Origin of the sequence: Stenotrophomonas sp. LST15-1-1.1, from assembly GCF_040815575.1 — a bacterium.
In the GTDB taxonomy this organism is placed as follows: Bacteria; Pseudomonadota; Gammaproteobacteria; order Xanthomonadales; family Xanthomonadaceae; genus Stenotrophomonas; species Stenotrophomonas lactitubi_B.
The window spans coordinates 376,881-403,877 of sequence record NZ_JBFPNJ010000012.1; the positions used below are offsets into that span (position 1 = coordinate 376,881).

Below are 26,997 nucleotides of genomic sequence, written 5' to 3' on the forward strand. Positions count from 1 at the left end.
ACGCGTCTCAGCGCCTGCGCGACAGCGGCAGGACCAAGGCCAGCCACAGCGCCCAGCAGGCAAAGGCCAGGCGCTGCGCCAGCGCCGCCGGCAGTACCCCCGGCAGGCCGAACGCCAGCAGGCCAGCGCCGATGCCACAGGCCAGCGACAGCAGGCCCAGCCTGCGCCCGCCCGGATGCCGCAGTCGCGCCGCCCCCAGCAGCACGCTGCCTGCGACAAAAGCCAGCGCCCAGACCATCCACACGCTGGCGTGCAGCTTGCTGGCCGGGCCCTGCATGTCCATCTGGTCCTCGAAATCCAGCGGCAGCAGGCCCATCGCGATGAAGGCAAGCGCAGCCAGCAGCAGCATCTGGCTGCCCACGCGTGCCGTCCAGGCGGCGTCCACCGGCAGTTGCCGGCGCAAGCGCTCGGCCACGACGACCGCCAGCGCACCCGGCAGCACCAGCCCCAGCAGGTTGAAGCCCAGCGCATGGGGAATGCCGTGCGCGCCCAGCCAGGTCACCGGATGCAGTGCCTGCGAATAGTCCGGCAGCGCCGCACCAAAACCGGCCACCGACAGCACGAACAGGGCTGCGGCGAGCACGCCCACCCAACGATCCAGCCGAACCACGGACATCGCAGCCACTCTCCAGGACAACATCAGGACATTGTCGCGGCAGCTGGCACCGCCGCCAAGCTGTCCGGGATTTCATGAGGGGCCTGATCACGGGGTTGAGACCGGCAAGGTTCGTCACCATAGAATCGGTCTCCAGATGCCGAACGATGCCCCATGACCGAGACGACCTACGTATTCGACGCCACCACCGCTACCTTCGAGGCGGACGTGCTGCAGAAGTCGCTGCAGACGCCGGTCCTGGTGGATTTCTGGGCGACCTGGTGCGAGCCGTGCAAGACCCTCGGCCCGATGCTGGAGAAGCTGGCCGGCGAATACAACGGCGCGTTCGAACTGGCCAAGGTCGATGTGGACAAGGAACAGCAGATCGCTGCGGCCTTCCAGATCCGTTCGGTGCCCACCGTGTTCCTGGTCAAGGGTGGACAGCTGGTGGACGGCTTCCCCGGCGCCCTGCCGGAAGGCCAGCTGCGTGAATTCCTGGCCCAGCACGGCGTGGTGCCGGCCGATGTCGGCGACAGCAGTGCCGAGGACGAGGCCCCGCTGGACCCGCAGGCGCAGGTGGACGTGCTGCGCGCGCAGATCGCCGCCGAGCCGGACAAGGACGAGCTGAAGCTCGACCTGGCCCTGGCGCTGCTGCAGGTCGGCGGCGTGGACGAAGCCGGCACGCTGATCGATGCGCTGCCCGCCAACCTGGCCACTGACGACCGCGCCGTGCGTGGTCGCGCCCGGCTCTCCTTCGCCGCCGCGCTGAAGGACGCCCCGGCCGCGGAGGTGCTGGATGCGCGCATCGCCGCCGACGGCAAGGATCTGCAGGCGCGCCACCTGCGTGGCGTGCAGCTGCTGCTGGCGGGCCAGGACGAAGCCGCACTGGAACAGTTCCTGGAGATGCTGCGGATCGACCGCGGTTTCCAGGAAGGACTGCCGCGCAAGGCGCTGATCGATGCCTTCAACGTCGTCGCCGATGAAGACCTGGTGGGCCGCTCGCGGCGCCGCATGGCCTCCCTGCTGTTCTGAACGCCACCGGCATCGTTCAGAATCCCTGCACTGAACGCGGGCAATAATGCCCGCGATGGTGGCCCCCAGGGCCGCCACGATCCGTTCGGGGGGATGAGGTCGGGGCCATGGGGTCTTGCAGCTGCGCCCCCGCTTTGCCGGGACAGCAATCCGTGACCGTTGGCCGCTCGTCGTCTTTCATCATGCGTTTCCTGCGCACACTGCTGTGTGCCCTCTGCCTGTTGCCGACGTTTGCTGGCGCGCAGGACTGGAACTACCGGGTCCGCCCCGGCGATACCCTGTGGGATCTGGGCGCGGCCTACCTCAAGCCGAGCGTGGGCTGGCAGCAGCTGCAGCAGCACAACCGCATCGACAACCCGTACCGGCTGCCGCCGGGCGAAGTGCTGCGCTTCCCGATCGGCTGGCTGCGCGTTGAACCTGCACCGGCGCGGGTACTGGCGGTGCGTGGCCAGGTTGAACTGAGTGCAGCCGATGGCAGCAGCAACCGCGCCGTGCGCGCAGGGGAAGAGCTGCACATCGGCGATGCGATCCAGACCAAGGCCGATTCCAGCATCACCCTTGAATTCGCCGACGCCTCGCGGTTGCAGCTGCGCGAATACTCACGTCTGCGCCTGGACCAGCTCAGCCGCTATGGCCGTACCGGCATGGTCGATACCCGCCTGCGCCTGCAGCAGGGGCGCGCCAGCAACCGGGTCACCCCCGCGCGCGGGCCGGCATCGCGCTACATCATCGATGCACCCACCGCGACCAGCAGCGTGCGCGGTACCGTGTTCCGGGTCAGCGCCGGGGACGACGCCCATGCCGGTGCCACCGAAGTACTGGAGGGCAAGGTGCAGGTCGGCAACCCGCATGGCCAGCGTCTGGTCCACCCCGGCCAGGCCAGCCGCAGCGCGGGCAGCGACACAGCGCCCGAAGCGGTTTCCGGTCTGCTGCCGGCACCGCGCCTGCGTGCCGATTCGATCCGCTTGGGAAGCCTGCCGGCCCAGTTCGCTTGGGAACCGGTGACGGGTGCCGATCACTACCGGGTAGAAGTGGTGCAGGCCGCCACCCCGGAAATCCTGTTGTTTGCGGCCACCACCACCGACACCCGTCTGGTGATCGGTGAGCTGCCGCCGGGAGCGCTGCGTCTGCTGCTGCGCGCAGTGGATGCACAGGGCGTGGAAGGTCTCGATGCCAGCGAGGATTTCCTCCTCGGCGACCAGCCGCCACCGCCGCTGACCATTTCCCCGCTGCAGGGACAGACGGTCAACAGCGACCGGCCGCGCTTCCACTGGAGCCAGGCGCCCGGCGCCAGCAGCAGCGTGCTGCAGGTGGCCGACGAGCCGCAGTTCCTGCAGCCGCTGCGCGAGCAGAGCACCGACAGCACCGACCTGCGCCTGGGCGAGCCGCTGCCGCCCGGCCAGTACTACTGGCGGATCGCTTCACGGGATGGCCAGGGCCACCAGGGTCGCTATGGCCAGGCGTTGACGCTGCAGCTGACCGATGAACCGGTGGACCCGGCACTCCAGCCGCCCGAGGCCGCCGATGGTGAGCTGACCCTGCGCTGGCAGGCGGGAAGCGATGGGCAGCGCTACCGGGTGCAGGTCGATCGCCGCGGTGATTTCAGCGCGCCGCTGCTCGATACCACCGTTGACCAACCGCAGGTCAGCTTCAAGCGCCCGTGGCGCGGCACGCTGCACATCCGTGTGCAGTACATCGACGATGACGGCCACGCGGGCCCGTTCTCGCCTGCCCAGCAGGTCAAGCTGCCGTGCCGCCTGTGCTACGGCGCGGGCGGCGGTGTCCTGCTGCTGTGGCTGTTGCTGTGAGGCGCTCGCCGCTGCCGTGGTCGCGACGGATCCTGCTGGCCCTGCTGGCAGGTGTAGCGACGGCGGTGGTCAGCCACGGCCAATGGCTGTGGCGGCAGGACGAAACGGCGTACGACATGATGGTCGGCAGCTGGGATTACCGTCCTGACCCCAGCGTGCTGATCGTCGCCATCGACGAGGGCAGCCTGCAGCGGCTGGGTCAGTGGCCGTGGCCGCGCTCGGTGCATGCCCGCCTGCTGGACCGCCTGACCGACGCCGGTGCCGAGCGCGTCGCGCTGGACCTCATGCTGTCCGAGCCCGACCGCCGCGATGCACGCCAGGACGCCGAGCTGGCCGCGGCGATCCGTCGCAACGGCCGCGTGGTGCTGCCGGTGCTGGCCGCGCCGGCGGCCGGCGACCGCATGGCCGAGGAGATGCTGCCCATCCCGTTGATTGCCGCCAGCGCTGCCGCCATGGGCCACAGCGACGTTGAAGTCGACGGCGATGGTGTCGCCCGCGGGGTCTACCTGCATGCCGGCATCGGCCAAGCGCACTGGCCGGCACTCGGCCTGGCGTTGACCGATCTGCCGCCGCAACGCGCACACGGCCTGCCCGACCCCGACCCGGCGCTGGACTCGCCCTATCAATGGCGCCGCAATGACTACGTGCGCGTACGTTATGCCGGGCCACCGGAACGCTTGCCACAGGTGTCCTACGCCGATGTGCTGGAAGGGCGCGTGGATGCCTCGATGCTGCGTGGCAGGCGCATCGTGGTCGGCATGACGGCCAGTGGCATCGCCCTGCGGCTGTTGACACCCACCACCCGCGAATACTGGATGAGCGGCAGCGAGTACCAGGCCAACATCGCCTCGATGCTGCTGCAGGACAAGCAGATCGACGTGTTGCCCCGCGCCTGGCAGGACGCCCTGGCCGGCCTGCTGGTGGCGATGTGTGTACTGCTGCTCGGGCTGCGCCTGCCCTGGGTGGTTGCCCTGTGCTCGCTACCCGCCGCGCCGCTGCTGAGCTGGCTGCTGCTGCGCACCGGCAGCGTCTGGTGGGCGCCGGCCAGCGCCCTGCTCGGCGTCGTGCTGGTATTGACCGTGTGGGCGATCTGGCGGATCGCCTCCTGGCACCGCCAGGCCAACCGCGATGCGCTGACCGGACTGGGCAACCGCCTGCGCTTCGAACAATCGCTGCAACAGGAATGCGACGCGGCACGCCGCAGCGGCAAGCCACTGACCCTGGCCCTGATCGATGTCGACCACTTCAAGCACCACAACGATCGCCATGGCCACCAGGTCGGTGATCGCGTGCTGTGTGAAGTGGCCCGCCTGATCCAGGCGCATGCCCGGCGCCCCCGTGACATGGCCGCCCGCTACGGCGGCGACGAGTTTGCACTGGTACTGCCGGACACCCCGGTCGAAGGCGCACGGCAGGTGATCGAAGACCTGATCTCCTGCATCCGCGCCCTGCCACCGCCCGGCGATGGCGGCGAGACGGGCGTCACCCTGACCATCGGCGTCTACACCCGCGTGCCGGACAGCGACCTGCAACCGCATCATTTCGTCGAAGGCGCCGACAACGCCCTTTACCGTGCCAAGGACAATGGCCGCGACGGCTACGTGATCGACGGCGGCACGCCCGGACCGTAGCGCCCGGCAGGCCCTTCCGTGCGCCGCGGGCTACAACATACGCATGCGAATGGTTAGACTGGGGGCCCCGTCCCCTGCCCGGTTCCCACATGAAAGCCAGCACGTTCCGCTTCGGCATCAACCTGTGGCCACCGTTCCTGTTCACCGGCATCCATGTCACCCGGATCACCCCGGACTACCGGCAGATCGACGTGGAACTGCGCCTGCGCCCCTGGAACCGCAACTACGTCGGCACCCACTTCGGCGGCAGCCTGTTCGCGATGACCGATCCATTCTGGATGCTGGGCCTGATGCACACCCTGGGCCGTGACTACTACGTCTGGGATCGCGCCGGTGCGATCGATTTCCTCAAGCCCGGTCGTGGAACGGTACGCACCTCGTTCCGCATCGACGACGCCCTGCTGGATGAACTGCGCACGGCGGCCGCCGGAGGCGAAAAAGTGCTGCGCTGGTTCAGCAACGACGTGGTCGACGAAGCCGGCGAGGTCGTCGCGCAGGTACGTAAACAGGTCTACGTGCGCCTGAAGCCACACGCACGGTAAAGCGGGCCGGCTGACGCCCCGCTATCCTCTGCAGCCCTGCCATGGAGGCTGCAATGCGCCTTTCGTTGTTTGCTGCGGCGCTGGCCGCCCTGCCCTTCGCCGCCACCGCACTGGATGTGCCGCCGGTGCGCTATCCCTCCCTGCCGGCGCACGCCGCTACGGCGGAGGCCTTCGTACCTGCTGGCTGGACGCTGGAATACCGGATCGAAGGCGACCTCGACCAGGACGGGCGCGCCGACCTTGCACTGGTGCTGCGCCAGCAGGACCCGCGCAACATCATCGAGCACGATGGGTTCGGGCCGTCGCCGTATGACAGCAACCCGCGCATCCTCGCCATCGCTTTTGCGCGCCCCTCCGGTTACGTCCTGGCCGTGCAGAACCACACCCTCATTCCGCGACCGGACTCGCCCGTGCTCAGCGACGCGCTGGCCGAAGGCACCGGCGTGTCGATCCAGCGCGGCGCACTGCGGGTGGGGCTGTACTCGTTCTCCAGCGCGGGCAGCTGGTCGACCAGCACCACCACGTTCACGTTCCGCTGGCAGGAAGGCCACTTCGCGCTGATCGGCTACGACCGCGACTCGATGATGCGCAATTCCGGGCAGACCGAAGGCCTCAGCGTGAACTTCTCCACCGGCAAGGTGAAGTTGACCGAAGGCAGCATGCAGGACGACAAGGAACAGGTGCGCTGGCAGACCCTACGTGACCGCAGGCGCTGGACACTGGACAGCGTCGGCGATGGCTGGGCGTTCAATCCGCTCGGCGACGGCGGCTGAGCCCGGGTCAATCAGCCCGCAACGGCATCGACAGATACGGGCCCTCGCCTTCGCGCGCCGGTCCGCGCCTCTGCAGCTGCAGGTAGCGACCATCGGCAGACAGTGTTGGCATGCGGGTGTCCGAACGCCACTGCGCCGGCAACCGCGCCAATGCATCTGCGGCTGTTCCGGGCTGAGACCGCAGCCAGCGCTGCGCGCCGAGCAGGCGGATCATCGCCGCCGCGTCCTGGCTGCGCGCCGCGTACTGCGCATAGGACGGCCCGGCGATGGCGCTCACTGTGCATCCCAGCGGATTGGCCACGCAGCCCACATCCCATTGCGGTGGTGGCGAGACGAAGAGCGGAACATCGGCCGCCAGCGCCTCGGCTGCAGCGGGGCGGCATGCCCAGCCGAAATTGCCGGCGATCCGGGCCAGGGTGTGGTCACGATCCAGCAGCAGGCGGCTGCCTGCTGTCTGCGTGGACGCCTCGATGGCCGCCTTGTTCATCGCGAATTCGCCCTGCATCGCCTGGCACAGGCTCTGCTCGTCGGCTTGCAACGGCTGCAGCGCCGCCTCGCAGGAAGCGGGCAGCACGTAATCCGGTGATTGCTCGATCAGCATGTCACCCAGCAACGCGGCATGGATCCTCACCACAACAGCGCCCATCATGCTGTCCATCAGCGTGCTGCTGGTGCGCATCATCCGCCGCCCGAACCGCACCGCGCTGCAACTGCCCTCGATGGCTCCGGCAACATCGCCCTGCACGTAGGCCAGTGCCTGTGCACTGGTGCCATCCAACAGCGGGGTGTACGCCGGCAATGGCAGGAGTTCGATTCCGCTGGGCTGGAACGGGGAATCGAAACGGTCGAAGTCTGCCAACCGGGCGAGTCGCTCGTGCAGGCCCGCATGTCCGGCGTGGGCATCAGCGAAGCGCTGCGGATCAGCGCGCACCTGTGCCAGGCAGCCGACGGGTCCGACGGCACAACGACCTGCCCCATCCAGCTTCAACGGTGCGTGCGACGCCGCCAGTACCGACGCGTGCGACGCCGGGGATGGCAGTGCCTTCCAGCGCTGCAGATCGTCGGCCAACGCCGCCTCACGCTGGGCCTGGTCCAGGCCATCGAAGGGCAGCGTCCACAGCAGGGCGAAGCCGTTGCGACCTTCGTTGGGTTGCACGGCCTCAAGCAGGCGCCTGTCTTCCCGCTGGGCGGCCGACAACGGCCAGAACCTCGACAGCAGCCATGCCGCGACGGCCATCACCACCAGGGCCAGCGTTGCCCAGCCCAACCACCGCAGCATCTTCAACACAGCATCCTTTCCCTGCATGGCCAGCACCGCCAACGGCCAGCGTAAACGAGCGGCCGCGACCGCTACAATGCGCGCATGTCGCTCGAAGCCCCCGCCCTGGTTCCCCGCCCCTCCCTGCAGCGCCTGTTCCTGACCGGCCTGCTGACCCTGTTGCCGATCTGGCTGACCTGGGTGGTGGTCAAATTCGTGTTCGTGCTGCTGTCGGGCATTTCCAGCCCACTGGTGGTGCCGCTGTCCGAACAGATCGCGACCAGCTTCCCGCATTACCTCGGCTGGGTCCGCGCCGAATGGATCCAGAACACCATCGCCCTGCTGGCCACCCTGCTGGTGATCCTGGCGGTGGGCGTGGCCAGCCGTCGCGTGGTCGGCCAGCGCCTGCTGCGCTGGGTCGGTGCGGTCATCAAGCGCATTCCGCTGGCCAGCATCATCTATGACAGTGCCAAGAAGCTGCTGGACATGCTGCAGACCGAGCCGGGCAGCACCCAGCGCGTGGTGCTGATCGACTTCCCGCACCGTGACATGAAGTCGGTGGGCCTGGTCACCCGGGTCATCAAGGAACAGGGCACCGACCGCGAACTGGCCGCCGTCTACGTGCCCACCACGCCGAATCCGACCTCGGGCTATCTGGAGATCGTGCCCGTCGAGCTGCTCACCCCGACCGACTGGACCGTGGACCAGGCGATGAGCTTCATCATTTCCGGCGGTGCAGTGGCGCCCTCCAGCGTTCCGTTCACCCGCGCTGGCGATCGTTCCGAATGAGCGAGGCGTCGCACGCGCGCCCGCTGCAGGACCGCGCGGTCCTGCTGTTCATCGTGCTGGCCGCGTTCTTCTGTGGCAACGCCGTACTGGCCGAACTGATCGGGGTGAAGATCTTCGCCCTGGAAGACACCCTCGGCATCGATCCGCTGAACTGGAACCTGTTCGGCCAGACTGGCTCGTTGAGCTTCACCGCCGGCACGCTGCTGTGGCCGGTGGTGTTCATCATGACCGACACCATCAACGAATTCTTCGGCAAGCGCGGGGTGCGTTTCATCTCGTGGCTGGCGGTGGTGCTGATCGCCTACGGTTTTCTGTTCGCCTTCGCCGCGATCTCGCTGGCACCGGCCAGCTGGTGGGTGACCTCGATGGATGCCCACGGTGTGCCCGATTACCAGGCCGCGTTCGCGGCGGTGTTCGGACAGGGCATGTGGACCATCGCCGGCTCGCTGGTGGCGTTCCTGTTCGGCCAGTTGATCGACGTGGCGGTGTTCCATCGGATCCGCCAGGCCACCGGCGAGCGCCATGTATGGCTGCGCGCCACCGGTTCCACCGCGGTCTCGCAGCTGGTGGACAGCTTCGTGGTGATCTGGATCGCCTTCGTGCTCGGGCCGCAGCACTGGCCGACATCGCTGTTCCTGGCGGTAAGCAGCGTCAACTATGTCTACAAGATGGGATTTGCGATCGCCCTGATTCCGTTGCTGTACCTGATGCGGCGTGCAATCACCCGCTATCTGGGCGAACAGCGCGCCGCCGACCTGCGCGCTGCAGCCGCGGCTGACTGAAGCCCCAGCGGCGCGCAAGCTGACTGCGCCCTCACGCTGGCCGTACGCGCGCGGATCGTGCAAGCTCCACGGTCTGTGTTCCACGGAAGCTTCTTGATGCCGTATTCCCCCCGCGTCCTGGCCGCCGCCATCGCCGCGTTGTTCCTGTTCAGCGCCGTTCCGCCGGCCGAAGCAGCGAAGAAGAAGGGCAGCCGCCCCGCCGCCGCGCAGACCCGCCAGGCGGCCAAGCCGAAGGCCCGCACCGGCACACGTGCTACCCCGCCGGCCCGCGGCAGTTCGGCGCGCCGCGCCGCGCCGCGTCCGGTCGCCCCGGCCCGCGCAGTGCCCAAGCAGGTGCAGCTGGAGCGCTTGTACGACGAATACTGGGATGCCTCCATGCGGTTGAACCCGCTGCAGGCGACCTTCCAGGGCGAGCCGCGCTACAACGACCAGTTGCCCAACATCCTGTCCGCAGCCTGGCGCCAGCAATCGCACGACTTCACCACCGAGTGGCTGGGCAAGGTCGAGAAGATCGGCAGCGATGGCCTGCAGGGGCAGGACCTGCTCAGCTACGAGATCTTCGTGCGTGATGCCCGTGCCTCGCTGGCCGCCGAACGCTATCCGAGCTGGATGATGCCGATCAGCCAGTACTACAACGTCGGCAGCATCATGGCCATCCTCGGCGCCGGTGCCGGCGCGCAGCCGTTCAACACGGTCAAGGACTACGACACCTGGTCGCGACGCTCGCTGGGCATTCCCGATCTGTTCGACCAGGCCATCGCCAACATGCGCCAGGGCATGAAGGCCGGCGTGGTGCAACCGCGCGACCTGATGGAAAAGGTCCTGCCGCAGCTGGATGCGGTGATCAAGCCGACCGCCGAAGAGAGCATCTTCTGGTCGCCGATCCGGACCATGCCGGAGTCCATCTCCGCCGAAGACAAGGCGCGCATCAGCGCCGAGTACAAGCGCATGATCGAACTGCGCATCATGCCGGCCTACCGCGCCCTGCGTGGCTTCATCGCCACCGAATACCTGCCCGCCACGCGCAGCAGCAGCGGCCTCGGCGCACTGCCCGATGGGCAGGCCTGGTACGCCAATCTGATCGTGCAGACCACTGCCAGCCAGCAGACCGCCGCGCAGCTGCACGCGCTGGGCGAACAGCGAGTGCAGGAGCTGCAGGCGCAGATCACCACGGTGATGCGCGATGGCAAGCTGCGCAGTTCGCAGGCCAAGCTGCTGCGCAGCATGCGCAACGACCGCCAGTTCCAGTACAGCGATGCCAACGCGCTGCTCAACCGTTACCGGCAGGTGCAGCAGCAGGTCGATGCACGCCTGCCGCAGGTGCTGGACACCCTGCCGAAGGCGCCGCTGCAGATCCATGCAGTGGAGCCGGAGCGCGCCATGACCGCCGCCGCAGCCTCCTACCAGCCGTCGCCCCCGGGGCAACCCGGCGTGCTGTTCGTCAACACCCGCGACCTGCCCAGCCGCAAGCGCTGGAACGTGCCGGTGCAGTATCTGCATGAAGCCATTCCCGGCCACCACGTGCAGCTGGGCCTGCAGCAGGAACTGACCAAGCTGCCGCGCTTCCGCCGCCTCGGCGGTGACCTCGCCTTCGTCGAAGGCTGGGGCCTGTATGCGGAAACCCTCGGCGAAGACCTCGGCGTGTACACCGATCCGTACGACCGCATCGGCTATCTGTACTCGCGCCTGTTGCGCGCCGCGCGCGTGGTCGCCGACACCGGCGTGCATGCGCAGGGCTGGAGCAAGCAGCAGGCCGTGACCTATCTGCAGAAGACCGTCGACATGAGCGCTGACGATGCCAATGCGGAAGTGGAACGGATCATGGCCCAGCCTGGCCAAGCACTGTCCAACGTGGCGGGCCTGACCACGATCATCGCACTGCGTGACAAGGCCAAGGCACGCCAGGGCGCAGCGTTCGACCTGCGCCGCTTCCATGCCGAAGTGCTGAAGGACGGTTCGATGCCACTGGATGTGCTGGACCACAAGATCGAACGCTGGTTGGCCCAGCCGACCGCTGCAACACCAACACCCGCACCCTGACCGTCACGGAGCTGCCATGCGCCCTGCCGCCCTGCTATGTGCCACCGTTCTCGCCCTGCTGCCGTCGATCGTGCTGGCGGCGGCACCGGTGGTGGCGCCGGATGCAGGCATCGATGGACTGATGCAGGCCTACGATGGCCAGGTGCCGGGCGCGGCGGTGCTGGTGCTGCACGATGGGCAGCCGATGTTCCGCCGCGGCTACGGGCTGGCCGTGGTCGAAGATGGCAGCCCGGTGACGCCGGCCAGCAACTTCCGCTTGGCCTCGATCAGCAAGCAGTTCACTGCCGCCGCCGTGCTGTTGCTGGTCGAGGACGGCCGCCTTGCGCTGGACCAGCCGGCGCGGCGCTGGCTGCCGGAACTGCCGCCCGCCGCTGCCGCCATCACCTTGAGGCAGTTGCTGTCGCACACCAGCGGCCTGCTGGACTACGAAGACCTTATGGACCCTGCCGACACCCGGCAGGTGCACGACGCTGATGTGCTGGCGCTGCTCGCCCGCGAAGATCGGCTCGCCTTCGCGCCCGGTACGCAGTACCGCTACAGCAACAGCGGCTACGCATTGCTGGCGCTGATCGTCGGCCGCGCCGCCGGCAGCGACTTTGCCAGCTTCCTGCAGCAGCGCATTTTCCGGCCGCTGGGCATGGCACACACCGTCGCCCACCAGGACGGTGTCGACGTGGTGGCGCAGCGTGCCTATGGTTACAGCGAGGTTGACGGCCGCTGGCAACGCACCGACCAGAGCACGACCAGCGCCGTGCTCGGCGACGGCGGCATCTACGCTTCGCTGGACGACCTCGCGCGTTGGGATGCGGCCCTGTACGACGACCGCCTGCTGTCAGCCGCATCGCGCAAAGCGATGTTCAGCCCGGCCACCGCCACCACCGAAGCGGACGTACCGCACTACGGTTTCGGCTGGCGCTTGAACGGCCGCATGCACTGGCACAGCGGCGAGAGCATCGGTTTCCGCAACGTGATCCTGCGCTACCCGGACAAACACCTGACGGTGATCGTGCTGAGCAACCGCAACGCCCCCGAACCCTATCCGCTGGCGCTGAAGATCGCCCAGCGCTGGCTGGACACCCTGCAATGACCACCGCTACCACCGGCCTGCTGGGCATCCACCATGCCGCACTGATCTGCAGCGACTACGCGCGTTCGAAAGACTTTTACGTGCGTGTGCTGGGCCTGCGCATAGTGGCCGAGAACCACCGCGCCGCACGCGACTCGTGGAAGCTGGACCTCGCCCTGCCCGATGGCGGCCAACTGGAACTGTTCTCCTTCCCCTCGCCGCCCGCACGGCCCAGCCGCCCCGAAGCCCAGGGCCTGCGCCACCTCGCGTTCCGCGTAGCCGCCCTCGAACCGTTCATCGAACGCCTGGCCAGCCACGGCGTAGCCTGCGAACCGATCCGCGTGGACGAATACACCGGCCGCCGCTTCACCTTCTTCGCCGACCCCGACGACCTGCCGCTGGAGTTGTACGAAGTCGGTTGAGGCCCCCGGGGTCAGATCCCTTTTCCAAGGTAAAAGGGATCTGACCCCATCGCCTCGACCCCATCGCCTCCACATGTGTCGACCAAGGTCGACACCTACCGAGAGCAGGCCACGCCATTCCGACAGATCGCAGGACTCTGTCGAAGGCGGGGTGGGTCCGGTTGCGGGGGTGTCCGCGGCATGGATGCCGCGGCCAAGCCCCCAGGGATGGGTTTACGGCGTCCCCCGCAACCGGACCCACCCCGCCATCCCACGGAACGCCCGCTGTTGCCGTTGCCTTTGACGTTGCCGTTGCGGGTGCCGGGCGCCGCCCGGCCGAGCCCCCCTTCCCCATACCCCGCCGAATGGGTATACAGTCGACCCGTACCGGCATCGTGCCGGAATGAACCCTGGGAGGGGACCATGCGCAAGACCTTCAAGACCCTGCTGCTGGCGCTGCCGCTGTGCCTGGCCGCGCTCTCCGCGCAGGCCGCCGACAGTGCCGCCGGCCGCTGGAAAACCATCGACGACAAGACCGGCAAGGTGAAGTCGATCGTCGAGATCAGCCAGGCCGCCAACGGCACGCTGACTGGCCGGGTGGTCGAGATCCTGCATTCGGACAAGGGCCCGAACCCGGTCTGCGACGGTTGCGAAGGCGCCAACAAGAACAAGCCGGTAAAGGGCATGACCATCCTCTGGAACCTGAAGGCCGACGGCGCCAACAAGTGGTCCGGTGGCACCATCCTCGACCCGGCCAACGGCAAGACCTACCGGTCGAAGATGGAACTGCAGCCCGGCGGCACCAAGCTGGACGTGTCCGGCTGCATCGCCTTCATCTGCCGCGCGCAGACCTGGCAGCGCGAATAAGCGCCCCGGCCCCCGCCTTGTTCCCGTGACCCGGCCTCGGCCGGGTCACCTCGTTGCGGGCATGCGATAATCCCCGGTTCCCCCTGGCTGCACCCCGTGACCATGACCCGTACCGCGCTCGTCACCACCGCCCTGCCCTACGCCAACGGCCCGCTGCACCTGGGCCACCTGGTCGGCTACATCCAGGCTGACATCTGGGTGCGTGCGCGTCGAATGAGTGGCGGCAAGGCCTGGTTCGTGTGCGCCGACGACACCCACGGCACACCGATCATGCTGGCTGCGGAGAAGGCCGGGGTCACCCCGGAAACCTTCATCGCCAACATCCAGGCCAGTCACGAACGCGATTTCGCCGCCTTCGGCGTCGCCTTCGACCATTACGACTCGACCAATTCCGCCGCCAACAAGGCGCTGACCGAGGCGTTCTACCTGAAGCTGGAAGCGGCCGGCCACATCAGCCGTCGCTCGGTGGCGCAGTTCTACGACCCGGCCAAGGGCATGTTCCTGCCCGACCGCTACGTCAAGGGCATCTGCCCCAACTGCGGCAGCGCCGACCAGTACGGCGACAACTGCGAAGTCTGCGGCGCCACCTATGCGCCGACCGACCTGAAGGAACCGCGCTCGGTGATCTCCGGGGCCACCCCGGAAATGCGCGATTCGGAGCACTTCTTCTTCGAGGTCGGCCACTTCGACGGCTTCCTGCGCGACTGGCTGGCCGGCGATGTCGCCCTGCCCGGCGTGAAGGCCAAGCTTGGTGAATGGCTCAACGCCGATGGTGGCCTGCGCGCGTGGGACATCTCGCGCGATGCGCCATACTTCGGGTTCGAGATTCCCGGCCAGCCGGGCAAGTACTTCTACGTCTGGCTGGACGCGCCGATCGGCTACCTGTCCAGCTTCCAGACCCTGTGCGGGAAGATCGGCGAGGATTTCGAAGCGCACCTGCGCGCCGGCACCAGCACCGAGCTGCATCATTTCCTCGGCAAGGACATCGTCAATTTCCACGGCCTGTTCTGGCCGGCGGTGCTGCACGGCACCGGCCACCGCGCGCCGACCCGCCTGCACGTCAACGGCTACCTGACCGTCGATGGCGCGAAGATGAGCAAGTCGCGCGGCACCTTCGTGATGGCGCGTACGTTCCTGGATGCCGGCCTGGAGCCGGAAGCGCTGCGCTACTACTTCGCTGCCAAGTCCGGTGGCGGCGTCGACGACCTCGACCTGAACCTGGGCGACTTCATCGCCCGCGTCAACGCCGATCTGGTCGGCAAGTTCGTCAACCTCGCCAGCCGCTGCGCCGGTTTCATCAGCAAGCGCTTCGATGGCCAGCTGGCCGCGCAGCTGCTCGACGCGGCGCAGTACCAGCGCTTCGTCGATGGCCTGGCGCCGATCCGTGAAGCGTACGAACGCAACGACCCGGCCGCGGCGATCCGCCTGACCATGACCCTGGCCGATGAAGCCAACCGCTACATCGATGACGTCAAGCCGTGGGTGATCGCCAAGCAGGAAGGCGCCGACGCGCAGCTGCAGGCGGTCTGCAGCCAGGGCCTGAACCTGTTCCGCGTGCTGGTCACCGCCTTGAAGCCGGTGCTGCCGGCCACCGCTGCGCAGGCCGAGGCCTTCCTGGCCGCGCCGGTGAATGACTGGACCGAGCTGGCGCAGCCGCTGCTGGGCCACCGCATCACCGAATACACCCCGCTGTTCACCCGTATCGACCCGAAGAAGATTGACGCCATGATCGACGCCTCCAAGGACACCCTGACCGCCGCCGCGGCTGCCCCCGCTGCCAAGGTTGAAGCAAGCAAGCCTGCCGCACCGGTGGTGGCCAAGGACGAAGCAAAGAGCGCTGACGCGCCGGCCTACATCGGCATCGACGACTTCGCCAAGCTCGACCTGCGCATCGGCAAGGTGCTGGTGTGCGAGTTCGTGGACGGCTCGGACAAGCTGCTGCGTTTCGAACTGGATGCCGGCGAACTCGGCAAGCGCCAGATCTTCTCCGGCATCCGCGCCAGCTACGGCGAGCCGGAAGCGCTGGTCGGCCGCAGCGTGGTGTTCATCGCCAACCTGGCCCCGCGCAAGATGCGCTTCGGCCTGAGCGAAGGCATGATCCTGTCGGCCGGTTTCGATGGCGGCGCGCTGGCGCTGCTGGACGCCGACAGCGGCGCGCAGCCGGGCATGCCGGTCCGTTGATGCAACACGGGCGCGGCCCCGGCCGCGCCCGGTCATGAGCACTGCGATGGGAGGTACCGTGATGGGAGATGCTGCGTTGGAACTGGCGCTGTTCGACTTCGACCACACCGTCACCACCTGCGACACCTACGGCCGCTTCCTGCGCCGGGTCGCCACCGCCGAACAGCTGGCACAGGCCTGGTGGAAAGTCGGCCCCTGGCTGCTGGCCTACAAGCTGAAGCTGATCTCCGCCGAGCGCATCCGCGCACGGGTGACCCGGTTGACCTTCAGCGAGCGCCACGCCGATGACATCGAGACGCTGGCGGCGGGCTTTTCCCGCGAGTTCCTGCCCGATGTCGTGCGTCCGGAAATGCTGGAGCAGATCCGCTGGCACAAGGCGCAGCAGCACACCGTGGTGGTGGTATCCGGTTCACTGGATCTATACCTGCGGCCGTGGTGCGAGCAACTGGGCCTGCAGCTGATCTGCAACCGGCTGGAAAGCCAGGACGGTCGCCTGACGGGCCGCTACGCCGGTGGCGATTGTGGTCCGCGCAAGGTCGAGCACATCCGTCGCCGGTTCGATCTGTCGCGCTATGTGCGCATCCACGCCTACGGTGACAGTTCCGAGGATCGTCCGATGCTGGCGCTGGCGCACGAGCGCTGGTATCGCGGCAAACCCCTGAAGTAACCACACGCGCAGCCTTCGCCACGCATGAGCCTGATTCCGCCCCTGACCGAACGCCTGGACCGCTTGCTGCCACAGACCCAATGCGGGCAATGCGGCTACGACGGCTGTCGCCCGTATGCGCAGGCGATGGCCCGTGGCGAGGTGGGGGTGGATCGTTGTCCGCCGGGTGGCGATGCCGGTGCGCGGGCGTTGGCACAGGTGCTGGGTGTGCCGGCGCTGCCATTCGATCGATCGCGGGGCGAGCACAAGGCACCGCAGGTGGCGCTGATCGTGGAGGCGGACTGCATCGGCTGCACGAAGTGCATTCAGGCGTGCCCCGTGGATGCGATCGTCGGCGGCGCCAAGTACATGCACACGGTGATCGCCGATCTGTGCACCGGCTGCGAGTTGTGTATTCCGCCGTGTCCGGTGGATTGCATCGAGCTGGTGACACTGTAACGGGGTCAGATCCCTTTTCCTCCGGAAAAGGGATCTGACCCCTGTTCGGTGATTACGGCACGGCCGCCGTCACGATGATCTCGACCTTCCATTCGGCGTGCGCGAGCTTGGCTTCGACGGTGGCGCGGGCCGGGGTCGCGCCCTCCACCACCCACTCGTCCCACGCCTTGTTCATGCCTTCGAAGTCAGCCATATCGGCCAGGAAGATCTCCGCACGCAGCACGTGCTGGCGGTCACTGGCGACCAGCGCCAGCAGCTTGTCGATCTCGGCCAGCACCTGACGGGTCTGCCCGGTGATGTCCTGGCTGGTGTCTTCCGGAATCTGGCCGGAAAGGTAGGCGACCTTGTTGTACACGGTCATCTCGGACATGCGCGGTCCGACGTCGTAACGCTCCATCATGGGCGTGGCTCCTGCGGGTGGTCTGAACTGCATTCTCACCCAGCCGGCGTTGGAAGTGTGTGCCCTGTGCGGCCACTGAACACCGCCAGCGGCGGCACAGCCGTGGCGCTGGTCAAACCGCGCTGGCAGGCGCACGATGCGCGACGCCCTGCGTTGACACCGCCCTCGCCCTTACTGACGCACCCTTGCGCCGATGACCGCCCCTACCGATTCCGTCCCTGCCGCCGCTGCCCCGACCTGGAAGCGGGTCGTCACCATCGTCGTTCCATTGTTGATCCTGGCGCTGGCCCTGCACGGCCTGGCCGGTGAATTCGATGAGCACGGCTATCGCGCGATCCGCCAGGCCTTCCGCCAGCTCAGTGGTGCCCAGATCGCGCTGACCGTGCTGCTCGGCCTGGCCAGCTACGCGTGCCTGATCGGCTTCGATGCGATCGGCCTGCGCCGCAGCGGCATCCGCGTGCACCCGGCACGGATCGGCATCACCGCGTTCCTGGCCCACACCCTCGGCCAGACCGTGGGCTTTGCCGCACTCACCGGCGGTGCCGTGCGCCTGCGTGGCTACCGCAGTGCCGGCCTGGACCTGGCGCAGATCGGCCAGGTGGTGCTGATGAGCACGCTGGGCTTCATCTTCGGCGCGTGGCTGCTGATCGGCGTGGCGCTGTGCATGGAGCCGGCCGCTGCCGCGCTTGCGCTGCCGCTGGATCCCGCAGCGGTGCGCGTGGTCGGCATCATCGCGCTGATCGCTTTTGCCGCCACCGTCATCCTGGTCGGCCGCGACGGCCGCCAGTTCCGCATCTTCGGCCATGGCCTGTGGTTGCCGGACCGTCGCACCATGCTGGGTGTCACCGTGCTCAGCGTGGTCGAACTGGTGTTGGCCAGTGCCGCGTTCTACGTGCTGCTGCCGGATTCCACGCCGACCGGACTGCCTGGTTTCGTCGGCCTGTACCTGGTGGCCGTGCTGGCCGGCCTGGTCTCCACCGTGCCGGCCGGCCTGGGTGTGTTCGAGTGGAGCCTGCTGAAGCTGCTGCCGCAGGTGGCACCCGCAGCGGTGCTGGCGGCGGCATTGATCTACCGCGTCAGTTACTACGTGCTGCCGCTGCTGCTGGCCACCGTGTTGGCACTGGCACCCGCACTGCGGCAACCGCTGCAGGCCAGCGCAGGCGCAACCCGAGCTGGTTGGTACGCGCTGCGTCCGTGGTTGCCGCAGATCATCGCGCTGGCGGCCTTCAGTGTCGGCGCTGCGCTGGTCATCGACGGCACCTTGCCCACGCCGCGGCGGCACCTGATCAATGCCTCGCTGCCGATCCTGGAAACCTCGCACCTGATCGGCAGCCTGGGCGGTGTCGCCCTGCTGTTGATCGGCCAGGGCCTGGCCCGCCGCAGCCACGCGGCCTGGATGCTGGCGATGGCAATCTGTGTGATCGCGCCGCTGCCGATCTGGCTGCGCGGTGGCCAACCGCTGATCGCGTTGTCGGCGTTGCTGGTGGCGATGGCGCTGTGGGCGGCGCGACGCGAGTTCTATCGCCAGGGCGCGCTGCTGGACGAAGCCTGGTCATGGCCCTGGCTGCGCAACCTCGGCCTGGTGCTGGTGGCAGTGACGTGGCTGCTGTTCTTCACTTACAGCCATGTTGAATACCAGAACGAGCTGTGGTGGCAGTTCGCGGTGTCCGGCAATGCACCGCGCGCGCTGCGTGCGCTGCTGCTGGTGGCGATGGCATTGGTGATGTTCGGGCTGGCGCGGTTGCTGCACAGCACGCGCAGCCCGCTGCCGCCTGCCGACGATGCAACGCTGCAGGCACTGGCACCGGTGCTGGCCGGCGCTACCGACACCCAGGCCTGCCTGGTGCTGACCGCCGACAAGGCGGTACTGCGCGATGCGGAACACAAGGGCTTTGTGATGATGCAGCGCTACGGCGGCTCGCTGATCGCGATGGGCGATCCGGTCGGGCCACCCGAGGTGGCGCGTGCATTGATCTGGCGCTTCCGCGAAGAAGCCGACCGGCTCGGCCTGCGCCCGGTGTTCTACCAGGTGGGCGAAGCGTATTGGCAGACCTACCTCGATCTCGGGCTGGGTCTGGTCAAGCTGGGTGAAGAGGCCATGGTGCCGCTGCACGACTTCGGCCTGGAAGGCCGCGAGCGTGCCGACCTGCGGCAAGCCTGGAACCGCGGCAAGCGCGGTGGGCTGTCCTTCCGCGTTGCACCCGCGGAAGAGATCCCGGCCCTGCTGCCACGCCTGCATGCCATTTCCAACGCGTGGCTGGACGACAAGTCCGGCGATGAGAAGGGCTTCTCGCTGGGCAGCTACGACCCGGATTATCTGGTGCGTTTCCCGATCGCCCTGGTCGAAGCCGAAGGCCGGATCGTGGCCTTTGCCAACCTGTGGCAGGCACCGGCCGGCGCTGAGTTGTCAGTGGATCTGATGCGCCACGTCAGCGACGCACCGAAGGGCACGATGGACTTCCTGTTCATCGAGCTGTTCCTGTGGGGCCGCGCGCAGGGATATGCGCGGTTCTCGCTGGGCATGGCACCGCTGTCCGGCCTGGCCCAGCACCGCCTGGCCGGTCGCTGGAACCGCCTGGCCGGCCTGCTCGCACGACATGGCGAGCGCTTCTATGGCTTCAGCGGCCTGCGCAGGTTCAAGTCGAAGTTCGATCCGCAGTGGCGACCGCGCTACCTCGCCGCGCCCGGCGGCATGCACCTGCCGGCCGCACTGCTGGATGCCACGCGCCTGATCTCGCTGGACCCGCGACGCAACTGACGCCCCGATCCGCCGGGCATGGCCCGGCGCTACCTGATGGATCGTCCGCACGGGTAGCGCCGGGCCATGCCCGGCGGTGGTCCCATGAGGCCGATTACGCGCCGCCCTTGAGGATCACCTCGGCAAGGCGATCGTAGTCACCGCCGAAGTGATGGTCGCCCGGCAGCTTGACCTTGTGCACGCCGTCGTTGCCCGGCAGATCGGGGCATAGCGCGTCCTCGTCCTTGTCGCCGTACACGCACAGGGTCTTGTCCGCCGGCAGCTTGGCTACTTCCGGCGCGATCGGTAGACCGCCACCACCACCGCCCAGCCAGTTGCTGACATGGAATTCAAAGTCGGCGTTCTTGCCCACCGACAGCAGCACGATGCGCTCGAGACCGGCGCGGGTGCCCGTGTCCAGCTGATTGATGGTGGCCGGCAGCACATCGGCGCCCTGCGAGAAACCGATCAACATCACCTTGTCGCGCTGCCATTGCTGGCGGTAGTGGCCGATGATCTTCTGCAGATCGACAGCGAATCCCTGCGGCGTGCGTTCGCTCCAGAAGTAACGCAGCGAATCGAGGCCAACCACCGCCACGCCATGTTCGGCCAGGGCACCCGCTACATCCTTGTCCAGGCCGGCCCAGCCGCCATCGCCGGACACGAACACCGCCAGTGTGTCACCGCTGCCCTGCGCCGGCACTTCCACTACCGGCAGCCCCTTCAGGGCATCCGGCGGCGGTGCCAGCGCGACCCCGGCCTGCGCGCCGATCACCCGGGCGGCTGCCACCAGCCCTGGTGTCGCATCGCCGGCGACGGTGCGCTTGAATTCACGGGCCATCGCAACCTGCTGCACAAACGGGCCTGCACTGTTGGTTGAACACCCCGGCGCACCGGCCGCGTTCAACCACGGGAAATTCAGTTCACTGGGCTGCAGGCGGTCGTGCTTCACGCCATCGCCGCAGACCATGCGCTCGTGCGTGTGGGCTGGGCAGAAGCCCGAGGTCAACAGGCCGGCAAAGACCTGGGTGTCGGCCTGCGCTGCCAGCGCGTAGGCCAGTTCAGCACCTTCACCGCTGCCGCCGACCAACGGCAGGTGATACCCCGGCAGATGCAGGAACGCCTGCACCCAACGCGAGAAATTCTCGACATCGCCCGCCCCGAACGCGCAACTGCTGTTGCCTTCGCGCTTGAGCACGCCGCGCAGGTGGGCCACGTCCACCGATGCGACCAGCGCACCATCGGCGCGCAGCGCTTCGATAGGCGTATGGCCAGCATCGGCGCCATCATGGAACCAGATCACCACCCGTTGTGGCGCCCCGGCCGGCACATGCACCGGTACCTGATCGAAGCGCCCGTGGCTGACCTGCTGCACTGCCGCCATCGCTGGCAACGCCGCCAGCGCCAACACCAGTCCCATCGCCCTGCCCAGCCCTGCACGCATCGTTTCGGATCCCGTTGGAATGCGCACACGATACGCCGCCGCTGCGTGCACGGCACGTACCGGTACAGGCGACCCGCAACGCAGCGGGTGGTCGATTCAGCGGGTGCCGGTGGTACGCCCGCGGCGATACAGCGCCAGCGCCAGCCAGATCAACCAGCCAACGATTACCGCGATCACCAGTTTCTGCCCCAGCCCGCGCGGTGGCCCACCGCGCCACAGCACGTGCATCCACAACAGCACGAAGGCCAGCCATGCCCAGCCCCACAACAGCGCCGCACTGCCCCGCCAGCCCGGTTCGCGGCGCAAGTACCAGGCCTGCAGCAGCATGCCGACGCTGGCGCACAGGAACGCGGTATTGGCGGCCAAGCCGTGGATCAACGGTGCCAGCAACGGCGTTGCCGCAGGCAGCCAGCTGTCACCGATGGCAACGGTGGCCAGGCCGCCGGCAGCCACGCAGAACAGCAGCGGTGCCGCTGCGCTGCGCCGCGGCCCCACGCTGTACCGGTACAACGCGATGCCGAGCACGGCGATGGCCACTGCCAGCAGGCAGTAGGCCGTGCGCAGCGCCAGGCCCCACGGCCCATGCAGGTACAGGCTCAGGGTAGCCTTCACCCAATCCAGATCCGCCCGCGCGAACTGCGTCCACAACGCGGTCGCCACGAACAACAGCAGCGCCACCAGCGCCAGCATCGCGGCTGGACGGGCACGGCTCATGGGTCGGCGTCCGGGTGCCGCGCTTTCCAGTCAGCCAGCGCCTTGCGGTAACGCTGCAGCTCCTCGCTGTACAGGTCGAGCACGCACAGCGGACAGCCACTGCCGCAACATTCGTTGGGGCCGGGTTCTTCCGGCGGCAGCGGACGGGGATCGGCAGGGGTATCGGAGACGGTCACGGCTGGAAACAGCACCACGCGATTGCAGGTGGATAGTGTAGCGGCGCGCTCAGGCGCCCAGTTGGCGGCGCAGGTTGGCCCGCGCGGCGGCATCAAGTCGCTGGTCGAAAAAGTCGCTGAGGAAGATCCGCGGCGCGCGCAGCAGCCCCTGCAGGAAGCGGCGCCGTCCGGCGCGGTACAGGAAGCCCGGCACTACGCCCTTGTACTCTTCGGCCACGCCACGGTCGTAGGCGGAGAACACCGCTTCCGGCGCCGCCAGGATCGCCATGTCGCAATCCAGGAACAACGCGGCTTCGGCATCGACATCGGCCGGGCCCAGCTCGCCATGGCGGGCGGTAAGCAGGATCAGCTGCTCGACCCGGCCGGCGTCCACCGATGCCAGCTCCGGTGAGTCGGCGATGGCCCGCAGCGCCAGCGCGGCCGACTTTGCCTCGTTGTCCTTGCGCCCGGCCTGGTAGATCGCATCGTGATACAGCGCCGCCAGATAGACCTCGGCCGGCTGCTGCCAGCCCGGACCCTGGGCCACCTCCTGGCAATGCTGCAGCACCGCGCGTACGTGGCCGAAGTGGTGGTAGGCGCGCGGCGGCGTCGCATAGGCATCCTGCAGTGCCTGCCAGTGCGCGGGAGCGAGAGTCAGCGGGGCGAAGTCCATGCGTGGATGATCCCGCCGTTGGCAACGCCGGGCAAGCTGGCTGTTTTTTCACCAGCAGTTCACGCACCTCGCCAGGCAAGGCCCGGCAGCAGTTGTCCACAGGTTTGTCGCGCGCTGGTCCACACCGGCTGTGGATGAGCGGCGTGCCGGTCGCCGGTGGATGCGGACCGCCACATGCAGGTCTACACTGGCCGCAGGCGGGAGCGCCCGCCGCTGCCGGAAACCGTCATGCGCCGTCTTGCCGCTCGATGCTTTCTCCTGTCACTGGCTGTGCTCGGCGCGCCAGCCCTGTCCGCGCAGGACGCTGCGGCTCCTGCGCCCGCCATCCCGACCATCTCCACCGTAAAGGTCACCGCCACCAGCGTGCCGACGCCCGAACAGGTGTTCGCGATCCCGCCGGCGATGCGCGAGATGCTGCAGAAGCAGGTGATCAACCGCAGCTACTCGCGTGACCAGCGCCTGCAGGCGCTGGTGGAAATGATCTTCAGCCAGCACGGTCTGGACCTGCAGTACGACGCGGATGCGACCTACACCGTCAGCGAGATCTGGCAGCACCAGCGCGCCAACTGCCTCGCCTTCACCCTGCTGTTCGTCACCCTCGCCCGTGAGGCCGGCATCCAGGCGCGGGTGCAGGAAGTCGGCCAGGTGGTGTCGTGGTACCAGGACCAGGACCAGGGCGTGGTCTACAACGTCGGGCACGTCAACGCCGGCGTGGATGTCGGCGGCCGCTACGGCACCGTCGATCTGGACCGCAACGTGCTGTACGACCGCCATGGGCCGCAGCCGATCGGCCGTGAGCGGGCGCTGGCGCACTACTACAACAACCGCGGCGCGGAGCATCTGGCCGATGGCGACCTGAGCGGCGCGCGTGCCTTCTTCGATGCCGCGCTGGCACAGGACCCAAGCTTCGCCTCGACGTGGAACAACATCGGCGTGCTCGACAACCGCCTGGGCGATGACCAAGGCGCACGCCGCGCGCTGGACACCGCCCTGCGCCTGGACGGACGCCAGAGCGCGGCGCTGAACAACGCCAGTGCGCTCTATCGCAAGCTCGGCATGACGGCGCAGGCGCAGGCCATGCAGAAGAAGCTGCAGTCGGTGCAGCGCGAGGATCCATTCGCGCAGTACATGCAGGGTGCCCAGGCCGAACGCGCTGGCGAGCTGGACAAAGCGATCACCTATTACCGGCGCGCGGTGCGCCTGTACGACACCGCGCACCAGTTCCACTTCGGCCTGGCGCGGGTGTATTTCCTGACGGGCCGGCTGCAGCGTGCAGACCGCGAACTGCTGCGGGCGCAGGAACTGGGCGGTTCAACCCAGCAGGCCCGCTACCAGGCCAAGCTGGACAGCCTGGCCCGCTGGCGGGCGCAGCAGGCCAAGCGCTGAGGCGCGATCAGGCCTTCTTGAGGAAGCAGGTCTTCAGCACCAGCCCCTTGATCTTGTCCGAGTTGCCTTCGATGTGTTCGGCATCGTCTTCGACCAGGCGGATGTTGCGGATCACGGTGCCCTGCTTGAGCGGGATCGATGAGCCCTTGACCTTCAGGTCCTTGATCACGGTGACGGTGTCGCCGGTCTGCAGGGTATTGCCGTTGCTGTCACGCACGACCAGGGTCGAGCCAGCACCTTCTTCGGCCGTCCACTCGAAGCCGCAGTCGGCGCAGATCCACAGCGCGCCGTCGGCATAGGTGTTTTCCAGGGTGCACTGCGGGCAGGCGGGAACAGAAGACATCGCAAGTACCTCAAAATGAATCAACAGCCGCCATTGTAACCGCCCGGCCTTTTCGTTCATTTTCCGGCGGCGCCCCGGCTGGGCCCCCGCCCGCCCCCGCACAAGGCAGGCACCGGAACTTGCAGCGCGCGGCAAACTCCAGCAGAGTGCGCGGCCCCTGATCGTCCCCGGACCTCCCCATGCGCCTCGGCATCGACTTCGGTACCAGCAACTCCGCCGCCGCCATCGTGCGTGATGGGACGCTGCTGCCGATCCGCTTCGGCGAGGCCGAACAGTTCCGTACCAGCGTGTACTTCCCCGGCGTGGTACCCGACCCGGACGATTTCCAGCTCGACGCCGGGCAGGAACACGAACTGCAGCAGCTGATCGACAGCGCCGCCCGTGCAGCCCGCGCCGCCGGCCAGGAGCGCACGCCACAGGCCCTGCGCCGCGAGGCGTTGCGCGCCCTGCGCCGGGAGTGGATGGAGTCGCGCGCCGGAAAGGAACGCAGCGCCAGCGACCTGCTGCAGAACGCGGTCTATGGCGACGACGCGCTGGAAGCGTATTTCGAGGAGCACGAAGGCAACCTCGTGCAGAGCCCGAAGTCCATGCTCGGCTACAACCTGCACCCGCGCGCGCGGCAGACCATCACCGGCATCGCCGCGCACATCCTCGAACACATCCGCTTGACCGCCAGCGCCCAGCTCGGCCTGCCGCTGCGCAGCGCCCTGCTCGGCCGCCCGGTGCAGTTCCGCAGTTCGATCGGTGAGGCTGGCAACGACCAGGCCCTGGACATCCTGCGCGAAGCGGCCAGCCAGGCCGGCTTCGACCAGATCGATTTCCTTGAAGAGCCCGCTGCCGCCGCGATGCATTACCACGCTGAAAGCAGCGATCGGCACCAGGCGGTGATCGTCGATATCGGCGGTGGCACCACCGATATCGCACACGCTGAAGTGGGCGGCAGCGAAGCGCCACGCATCCACCGCGCCTGGGGCATCGCCCGCGGCGGTACCGATATCGACCTGGCCCTGAGCCTGTCCGGTTACATGCCGCTGTTCGGCCGTGGCATCACCCGCGTGCCCACCCACCATTACGTGGAAGCGGCCACCGTGCAGGACATGACCCGCCAGCGCGAGTTCCGCCAGCACAACTACGACAACGTGGATGCGCCGTGGGGCGCGCGCCTGCAGGCGCTGCAGGACACCGGCAACACCGCCCGCCTGTACCGCGATGTCGAGCGCGCCAAGATCGCCCTCAGCGGCGCCAGCGAGCACCGCAGCACGCTCGACTACATCGCCCGCGACCTGCACGTGGACAACAGCGCCGACGGCCTGGCCGCCGCCGCCCACAGCTACCTGACCCAGATCCGCGAACTGCTTGCGCAGGTCCGCAATGACATCGGCGGCGATCCGGACGCGGTGTTCCTGACCGGCGGCATGTCCCGCGCCGGCTACCTGCGGCAGGCCGCTGCCGAGGCCTTCCCGGGCGCCCGGATGGTCCACGGCGAACCCTCGCTGGGGGTCGTGCAGGGCCTTGCGCTGGCGGCAGCCAGCCGGGATTAACAAAACGTTACGCGGTCTGCGCTACCCTTGGCCGGCTAGAAAACCGCTGCACCTTCCGCTGGCCTCGCCGGTGTGTGTACCCATGGTGCAGCCTGCCCCGCCCAGCGGGTCTGGCGACCATGCCCTCTGGCTCGATCATGGTCCGCGTACTACCCGAGCCGCCATCGAGACCCGCTTTGGGCACCCGCCAGGCCCCTGTGGCCGTACAACCTGACGCTGAACCAGCACCCATCGACTGCCGCCGTTGTGACGCGGTCTGTTGCCGGTTGCCGGTCCTGCTGCAGCCCGGCGACCACGTGCCCGGCCAGTTCCTGTCGCGCGACGCACACGGCCGTGCCGTGATGGCGCGCAACGAGGAAGGCTGGTGCGCGGCGATCGATCCGTATCACCTGCGCTGCACGATCTATTCGCAGCGCCCGGCGATCTGCCGCCAGTTCTCGATGGGCGGCGACGACTGCCGCCGCGAGCGGCAGGACTACCTGCGCCAGGCTGAGTCCTGCGCGCTTTCCTCCCCTTCCACCTGACAGGAGCAACCATGCCCCGCAAGGCAAAGACCCCCGCGAAGGCCAGCAACAGCATCCGCAGCGAACGCAAGGGCGCATCCGCCAGCACCGTGGTCAACAGCGACTCGATCGCCTCCGACCTGGCCGCGTTCCGCAAGAGCGGTGGCAAGATTGAAGTTCTCGGTACCACCTGGGCGCTGAAGAAAGCCAGCTGACCCACCCCCGACCGCG

27 protein-coding genes are annotated in these 26,997 nt (G+C 67.9%); 19 read left to right on the plus strand and 8 right to left on the minus strand.

What is annotated here, in order from left to right; genetic code table 11:
* Positions 1 to 7 precede the first annotated feature (7 nt).
* Positions 8 to 616: a DUF998 domain-containing protein gene (locus tag MRBLST15_RS09460; RefSeq protein WP_312705781.1), complete on the minus strand. Its 609-nt coding sequence runs from the start codon at positions 614 to 616 to the stop codon at positions 8 to 10.
* 153 nt (positions 617 to 769) lie between these two features.
* On the opposite strand from MRBLST15_RS09460, the gene trxA reads away from it, so the two are divergent.
* From trxA to MRBLST15_RS09485, 5 genes are all read left to right on the plus strand, one after another.
* Entirely contained in the window at positions 770 to 1,627 is an 858-nt protein-coding gene (trxA, locus tag MRBLST15_RS09465; RefSeq protein ID WP_265956101.1) for a thioredoxin, read from the plus strand.
* Positions 1,628 to 1,734: 107 nt separating this feature from the next.
* Positions 1,735 to 3,435: a FecR domain-containing protein gene (locus MRBLST15_RS09470; RefSeq protein WP_367785769.1), complete on the plus strand. Its 1,701-nt coding sequence runs from the start codon at positions 1,735 to 1,737 to the stop codon at positions 3,433 to 3,435.
* Positions 3,432 to 5,066 (plus strand): CHASE2 domain-containing protein, encoded by a 1,635-nt coding sequence (locus MRBLST15_RS09475; RefSeq protein ID WP_367785770.1) that lies wholly within the window; start codon positions 3,432 to 3,434, stop codon positions 5,064 to 5,066. Before MRBLST15_RS09470 ends, MRBLST15_RS09475 begins: the two co-directional genes overlap by 4 nt.
* An 89-nt stretch (positions 5,067 to 5,155) precedes the next feature.
* Positions 5,156 to 5,608 carry a DUF4442 domain-containing protein gene (locus MRBLST15_RS09480; protein WP_032975063.1) on the plus strand — a complete coding sequence of 151 codons (453 nt, stop codon included), beginning with the start codon at positions 5,156 to 5,158 and terminating at the stop codon, positions 5,606 to 5,608.
* A gap of 53 nt (positions 5,609 to 5,661) precedes the next feature.
* The gene (locus MRBLST15_RS09485; RefSeq protein WP_367785771.1) at positions 5,662 to 6,381 is read left to right on the plus strand and encodes a hypothetical protein; all 720 of its coding nucleotides are present in this window, start codon (positions 5,662 to 5,664) and stop codon (positions 6,379 to 6,381) included.
* A gap of 7 nt (positions 6,382 to 6,388) precedes the next feature.
* Here the strand turns inward: MRBLST15_RS09485 and MRBLST15_RS09490 are convergent, their stop codons facing one another.
* Positions 6,389 to 7,660 (minus strand): hypothetical protein, encoded by a 1,272-nt coding sequence (locus tag MRBLST15_RS09490; RefSeq protein ID WP_367785844.1) that lies wholly within the window; start codon positions 7,658 to 7,660, stop codon positions 6,389 to 6,391.
* Between the two features lie 84 nt (positions 7,661 to 7,744).
* Here MRBLST15_RS09490 and MRBLST15_RS09495 point away from each other — a divergent pair, with 84 nt between their 5' ends.
* The 9 genes from MRBLST15_RS09495 (at position 7,745) to rnfB (ending at position 16,870) form a co-directional block, all read left to right on the plus strand.
* Complete coding sequence (locus MRBLST15_RS09495) at positions 7,745 to 8,428, plus strand: DUF502 domain-containing protein (protein ID WP_265955846.1); 684 nt, start codon at positions 7,745 to 7,747, stop codon at positions 8,426 to 8,428.
* Complete coding sequence (locus tag MRBLST15_RS09500) at positions 8,425 to 9,210, plus strand: queuosine precursor transporter (protein WP_089236384.1); 786 nt, start codon at positions 8,425 to 8,427, stop codon at positions 9,208 to 9,210. Before MRBLST15_RS09495 ends, MRBLST15_RS09500 begins: the two co-directional genes overlap by 4 nt.
* A 96-nt stretch (positions 9,211 to 9,306) precedes the next feature.
* Positions 9,307 to 11,250, plus strand: coding sequence for a DUF885 domain-containing protein (locus MRBLST15_RS09505; protein ID WP_367785772.1), 1,944 nt, complete (start codon positions 9,307 to 9,309; stop codon positions 11,248 to 11,250).
* Positions 11,251 to 11,266: 16 nt separating this feature from the next.
* Positions 11,267 to 12,337 (plus strand): serine hydrolase domain-containing protein, encoded by a 1,071-nt coding sequence (locus tag MRBLST15_RS09510; protein WP_367785773.1) that lies wholly within the window; start codon positions 11,267 to 11,269, stop codon positions 12,335 to 12,337.
* Positions 12,334 to 12,738: a VOC family protein gene (locus tag MRBLST15_RS09515; protein ID WP_367785774.1), complete on the plus strand. Its 405-nt coding sequence runs from the start codon at positions 12,334 to 12,336 to the stop codon at positions 12,736 to 12,738. Before MRBLST15_RS09510 ends, MRBLST15_RS09515 begins: the two co-directional genes overlap by 4 nt.
* A gap of 402 nt (positions 12,739 to 13,140) precedes the next feature.
* Positions 13,141 to 13,584: a DUF2147 domain-containing protein gene (locus MRBLST15_RS09520; RefSeq protein WP_099818971.1), complete on the plus strand. Its 444-nt coding sequence runs from the start codon at positions 13,141 to 13,143 to the stop codon at positions 13,582 to 13,584.
* Positions 13,585 to 13,686: 102 nt separating this feature from the next.
* Positions 13,687 to 15,765, plus strand: a complete 2,079-nt coding sequence (gene metG / locus MRBLST15_RS09525; RefSeq protein ID WP_367785775.1) for a methionine--tRNA ligase — start codon at positions 13,687 to 13,689, stop codon at positions 15,763 to 15,765.
* 76 nt (positions 15,766 to 15,841) lie between these two features.
* A complete protein-coding gene (locus MRBLST15_RS09530; RefSeq protein WP_265952867.1) occupies positions 15,842 to 16,432 on the plus strand; it encodes an HAD family hydrolase in 591 nt (196 codons plus the stop codon).
* A 24-nt stretch (positions 16,433 to 16,456) separates the two neighbouring features.
* Positions 16,457 to 16,870, plus strand: coding sequence for an Rnf electron transport complex subunit RnfB (gene rnfB / locus MRBLST15_RS09535; RefSeq protein WP_367785776.1), 414 nt, complete (start codon positions 16,457 to 16,459; stop codon positions 16,868 to 16,870).
* Positions 16,871 to 16,922: 52 nt separating this feature from the next.
* Here the strand turns inward: rnfB and MRBLST15_RS09540 are convergent, their stop codons facing one another.
* Positions 16,923 to 17,270: a RidA family protein gene (locus MRBLST15_RS09540; RefSeq protein WP_025879081.1), complete on the minus strand. Its 348-nt coding sequence runs from the start codon at positions 17,268 to 17,270 to the stop codon at positions 16,923 to 16,925.
* Between the two features lie 193 nt (positions 17,271 to 17,463).
* Here MRBLST15_RS09540 and mprF point away from each other — a divergent pair, with 193 nt between their 5' ends.
* Positions 17,464 to 20,028 carry a bifunctional lysylphosphatidylglycerol flippase/synthetase MprF gene (gene mprF, locus MRBLST15_RS09545; protein WP_265952862.1) on the plus strand — a complete coding sequence of 855 codons (2,565 nt, stop codon included), beginning with the start codon at positions 17,464 to 17,466 and terminating at the stop codon, positions 20,026 to 20,028.
* Positions 20,029 to 20,122: 94 nt separating this feature from the next.
* On the opposite strand, the gene MRBLST15_RS09550 is transcribed toward mprF, so the two are convergent.
* The 4 genes from MRBLST15_RS09550 to MRBLST15_RS09565 all read right to left on the minus strand — a co-directional run bounded on the left by MRBLST15_RS09550 (position 20,123) and on the right by MRBLST15_RS09565 (position 22,993).
* Positions 20,123 to 21,451: a virulence factor family protein gene (locus tag MRBLST15_RS09550; RefSeq protein WP_367785777.1), complete on the minus strand. Its 1,329-nt coding sequence runs from the start codon at positions 21,449 to 21,451 to the stop codon at positions 20,123 to 20,125.
* Positions 21,452 to 21,547: 96 nt separating this feature from the next.
* Positions 21,548 to 22,165 (minus strand): DUF998 domain-containing protein, encoded by a 618-nt coding sequence (locus MRBLST15_RS09555; RefSeq protein WP_265952861.1) that lies wholly within the window; start codon positions 22,163 to 22,165, stop codon positions 21,548 to 21,550.
* The gene (locus MRBLST15_RS09560; protein WP_236512968.1) at positions 22,162 to 22,341 is read right to left on the minus strand and encodes an oxidoreductase-like domain-containing protein; all 180 of its coding nucleotides are present in this window, start codon (positions 22,339 to 22,341) and stop codon (positions 22,162 to 22,164) included. Before MRBLST15_RS09560 ends, MRBLST15_RS09555 begins: the two co-directional genes overlap by 4 nt.
* 49 nt (positions 22,342 to 22,390) lie before the next feature.
* Positions 22,391 to 22,993, minus strand: a complete 603-nt coding sequence (locus MRBLST15_RS09565) for a hypothetical protein (protein WP_100461310.1) — start codon at positions 22,991 to 22,993, stop codon at positions 22,391 to 22,393.
* A 228-nt stretch (positions 22,994 to 23,221) separates the two neighbouring features.
* Between MRBLST15_RS09565 and MRBLST15_RS09570 the strand changes: the two genes are divergently transcribed.
* Complete coding sequence (locus MRBLST15_RS09570; protein WP_312705623.1) at positions 23,222 to 24,379, plus strand: tetratricopeptide repeat protein; 1,158 nt, start codon at positions 23,222 to 23,224, stop codon at positions 24,377 to 24,379.
* 7 nt (positions 24,380 to 24,386) lie between these two features.
* Here the strand turns inward: MRBLST15_RS09570 and MRBLST15_RS09575 are convergent, their stop codons facing one another.
* On the minus strand, positions 24,387 to 24,722 hold the full coding sequence (locus tag MRBLST15_RS09575; RefSeq protein WP_099818962.1) for a zinc ribbon domain-containing protein YjdM: 336 nt from the start codon (positions 24,720 to 24,722) through the stop codon (positions 24,387 to 24,389).
* 179 nt (positions 24,723 to 24,901) lie between these two features.
* Between MRBLST15_RS09575 and MRBLST15_RS09580 the strand changes: the two genes are divergently transcribed.
* The 3 genes from MRBLST15_RS09580 to MRBLST15_RS09590 all read left to right on the plus strand — a co-directional run bounded on the left by MRBLST15_RS09580 (position 24,902) and on the right by MRBLST15_RS09590 (position 26,981).
* Complete coding sequence (locus tag MRBLST15_RS09580) at positions 24,902 to 26,263, plus strand: Hsp70 family protein (RefSeq protein WP_367785778.1); 1,362 nt, start codon at positions 24,902 to 24,904, stop codon at positions 26,261 to 26,263.
* A 230-nt stretch (positions 26,264 to 26,493) separates the two neighbouring features.
* Positions 26,494 to 26,787, plus strand: coding sequence for a YkgJ family cysteine cluster protein (locus MRBLST15_RS09585; RefSeq protein ID WP_051501656.1), 294 nt, complete (start codon positions 26,494 to 26,496; stop codon positions 26,785 to 26,787).
* Between the two features lie 11 nt (positions 26,788 to 26,798).
* Positions 26,799 to 26,981, plus strand: coding sequence for a hypothetical protein (locus MRBLST15_RS09590; RefSeq protein ID WP_025879072.1), 183 nt, complete (start codon positions 26,799 to 26,801; stop codon positions 26,979 to 26,981).
* Positions 26,982 to 26,997: the final 16 nt, after the last annotated feature.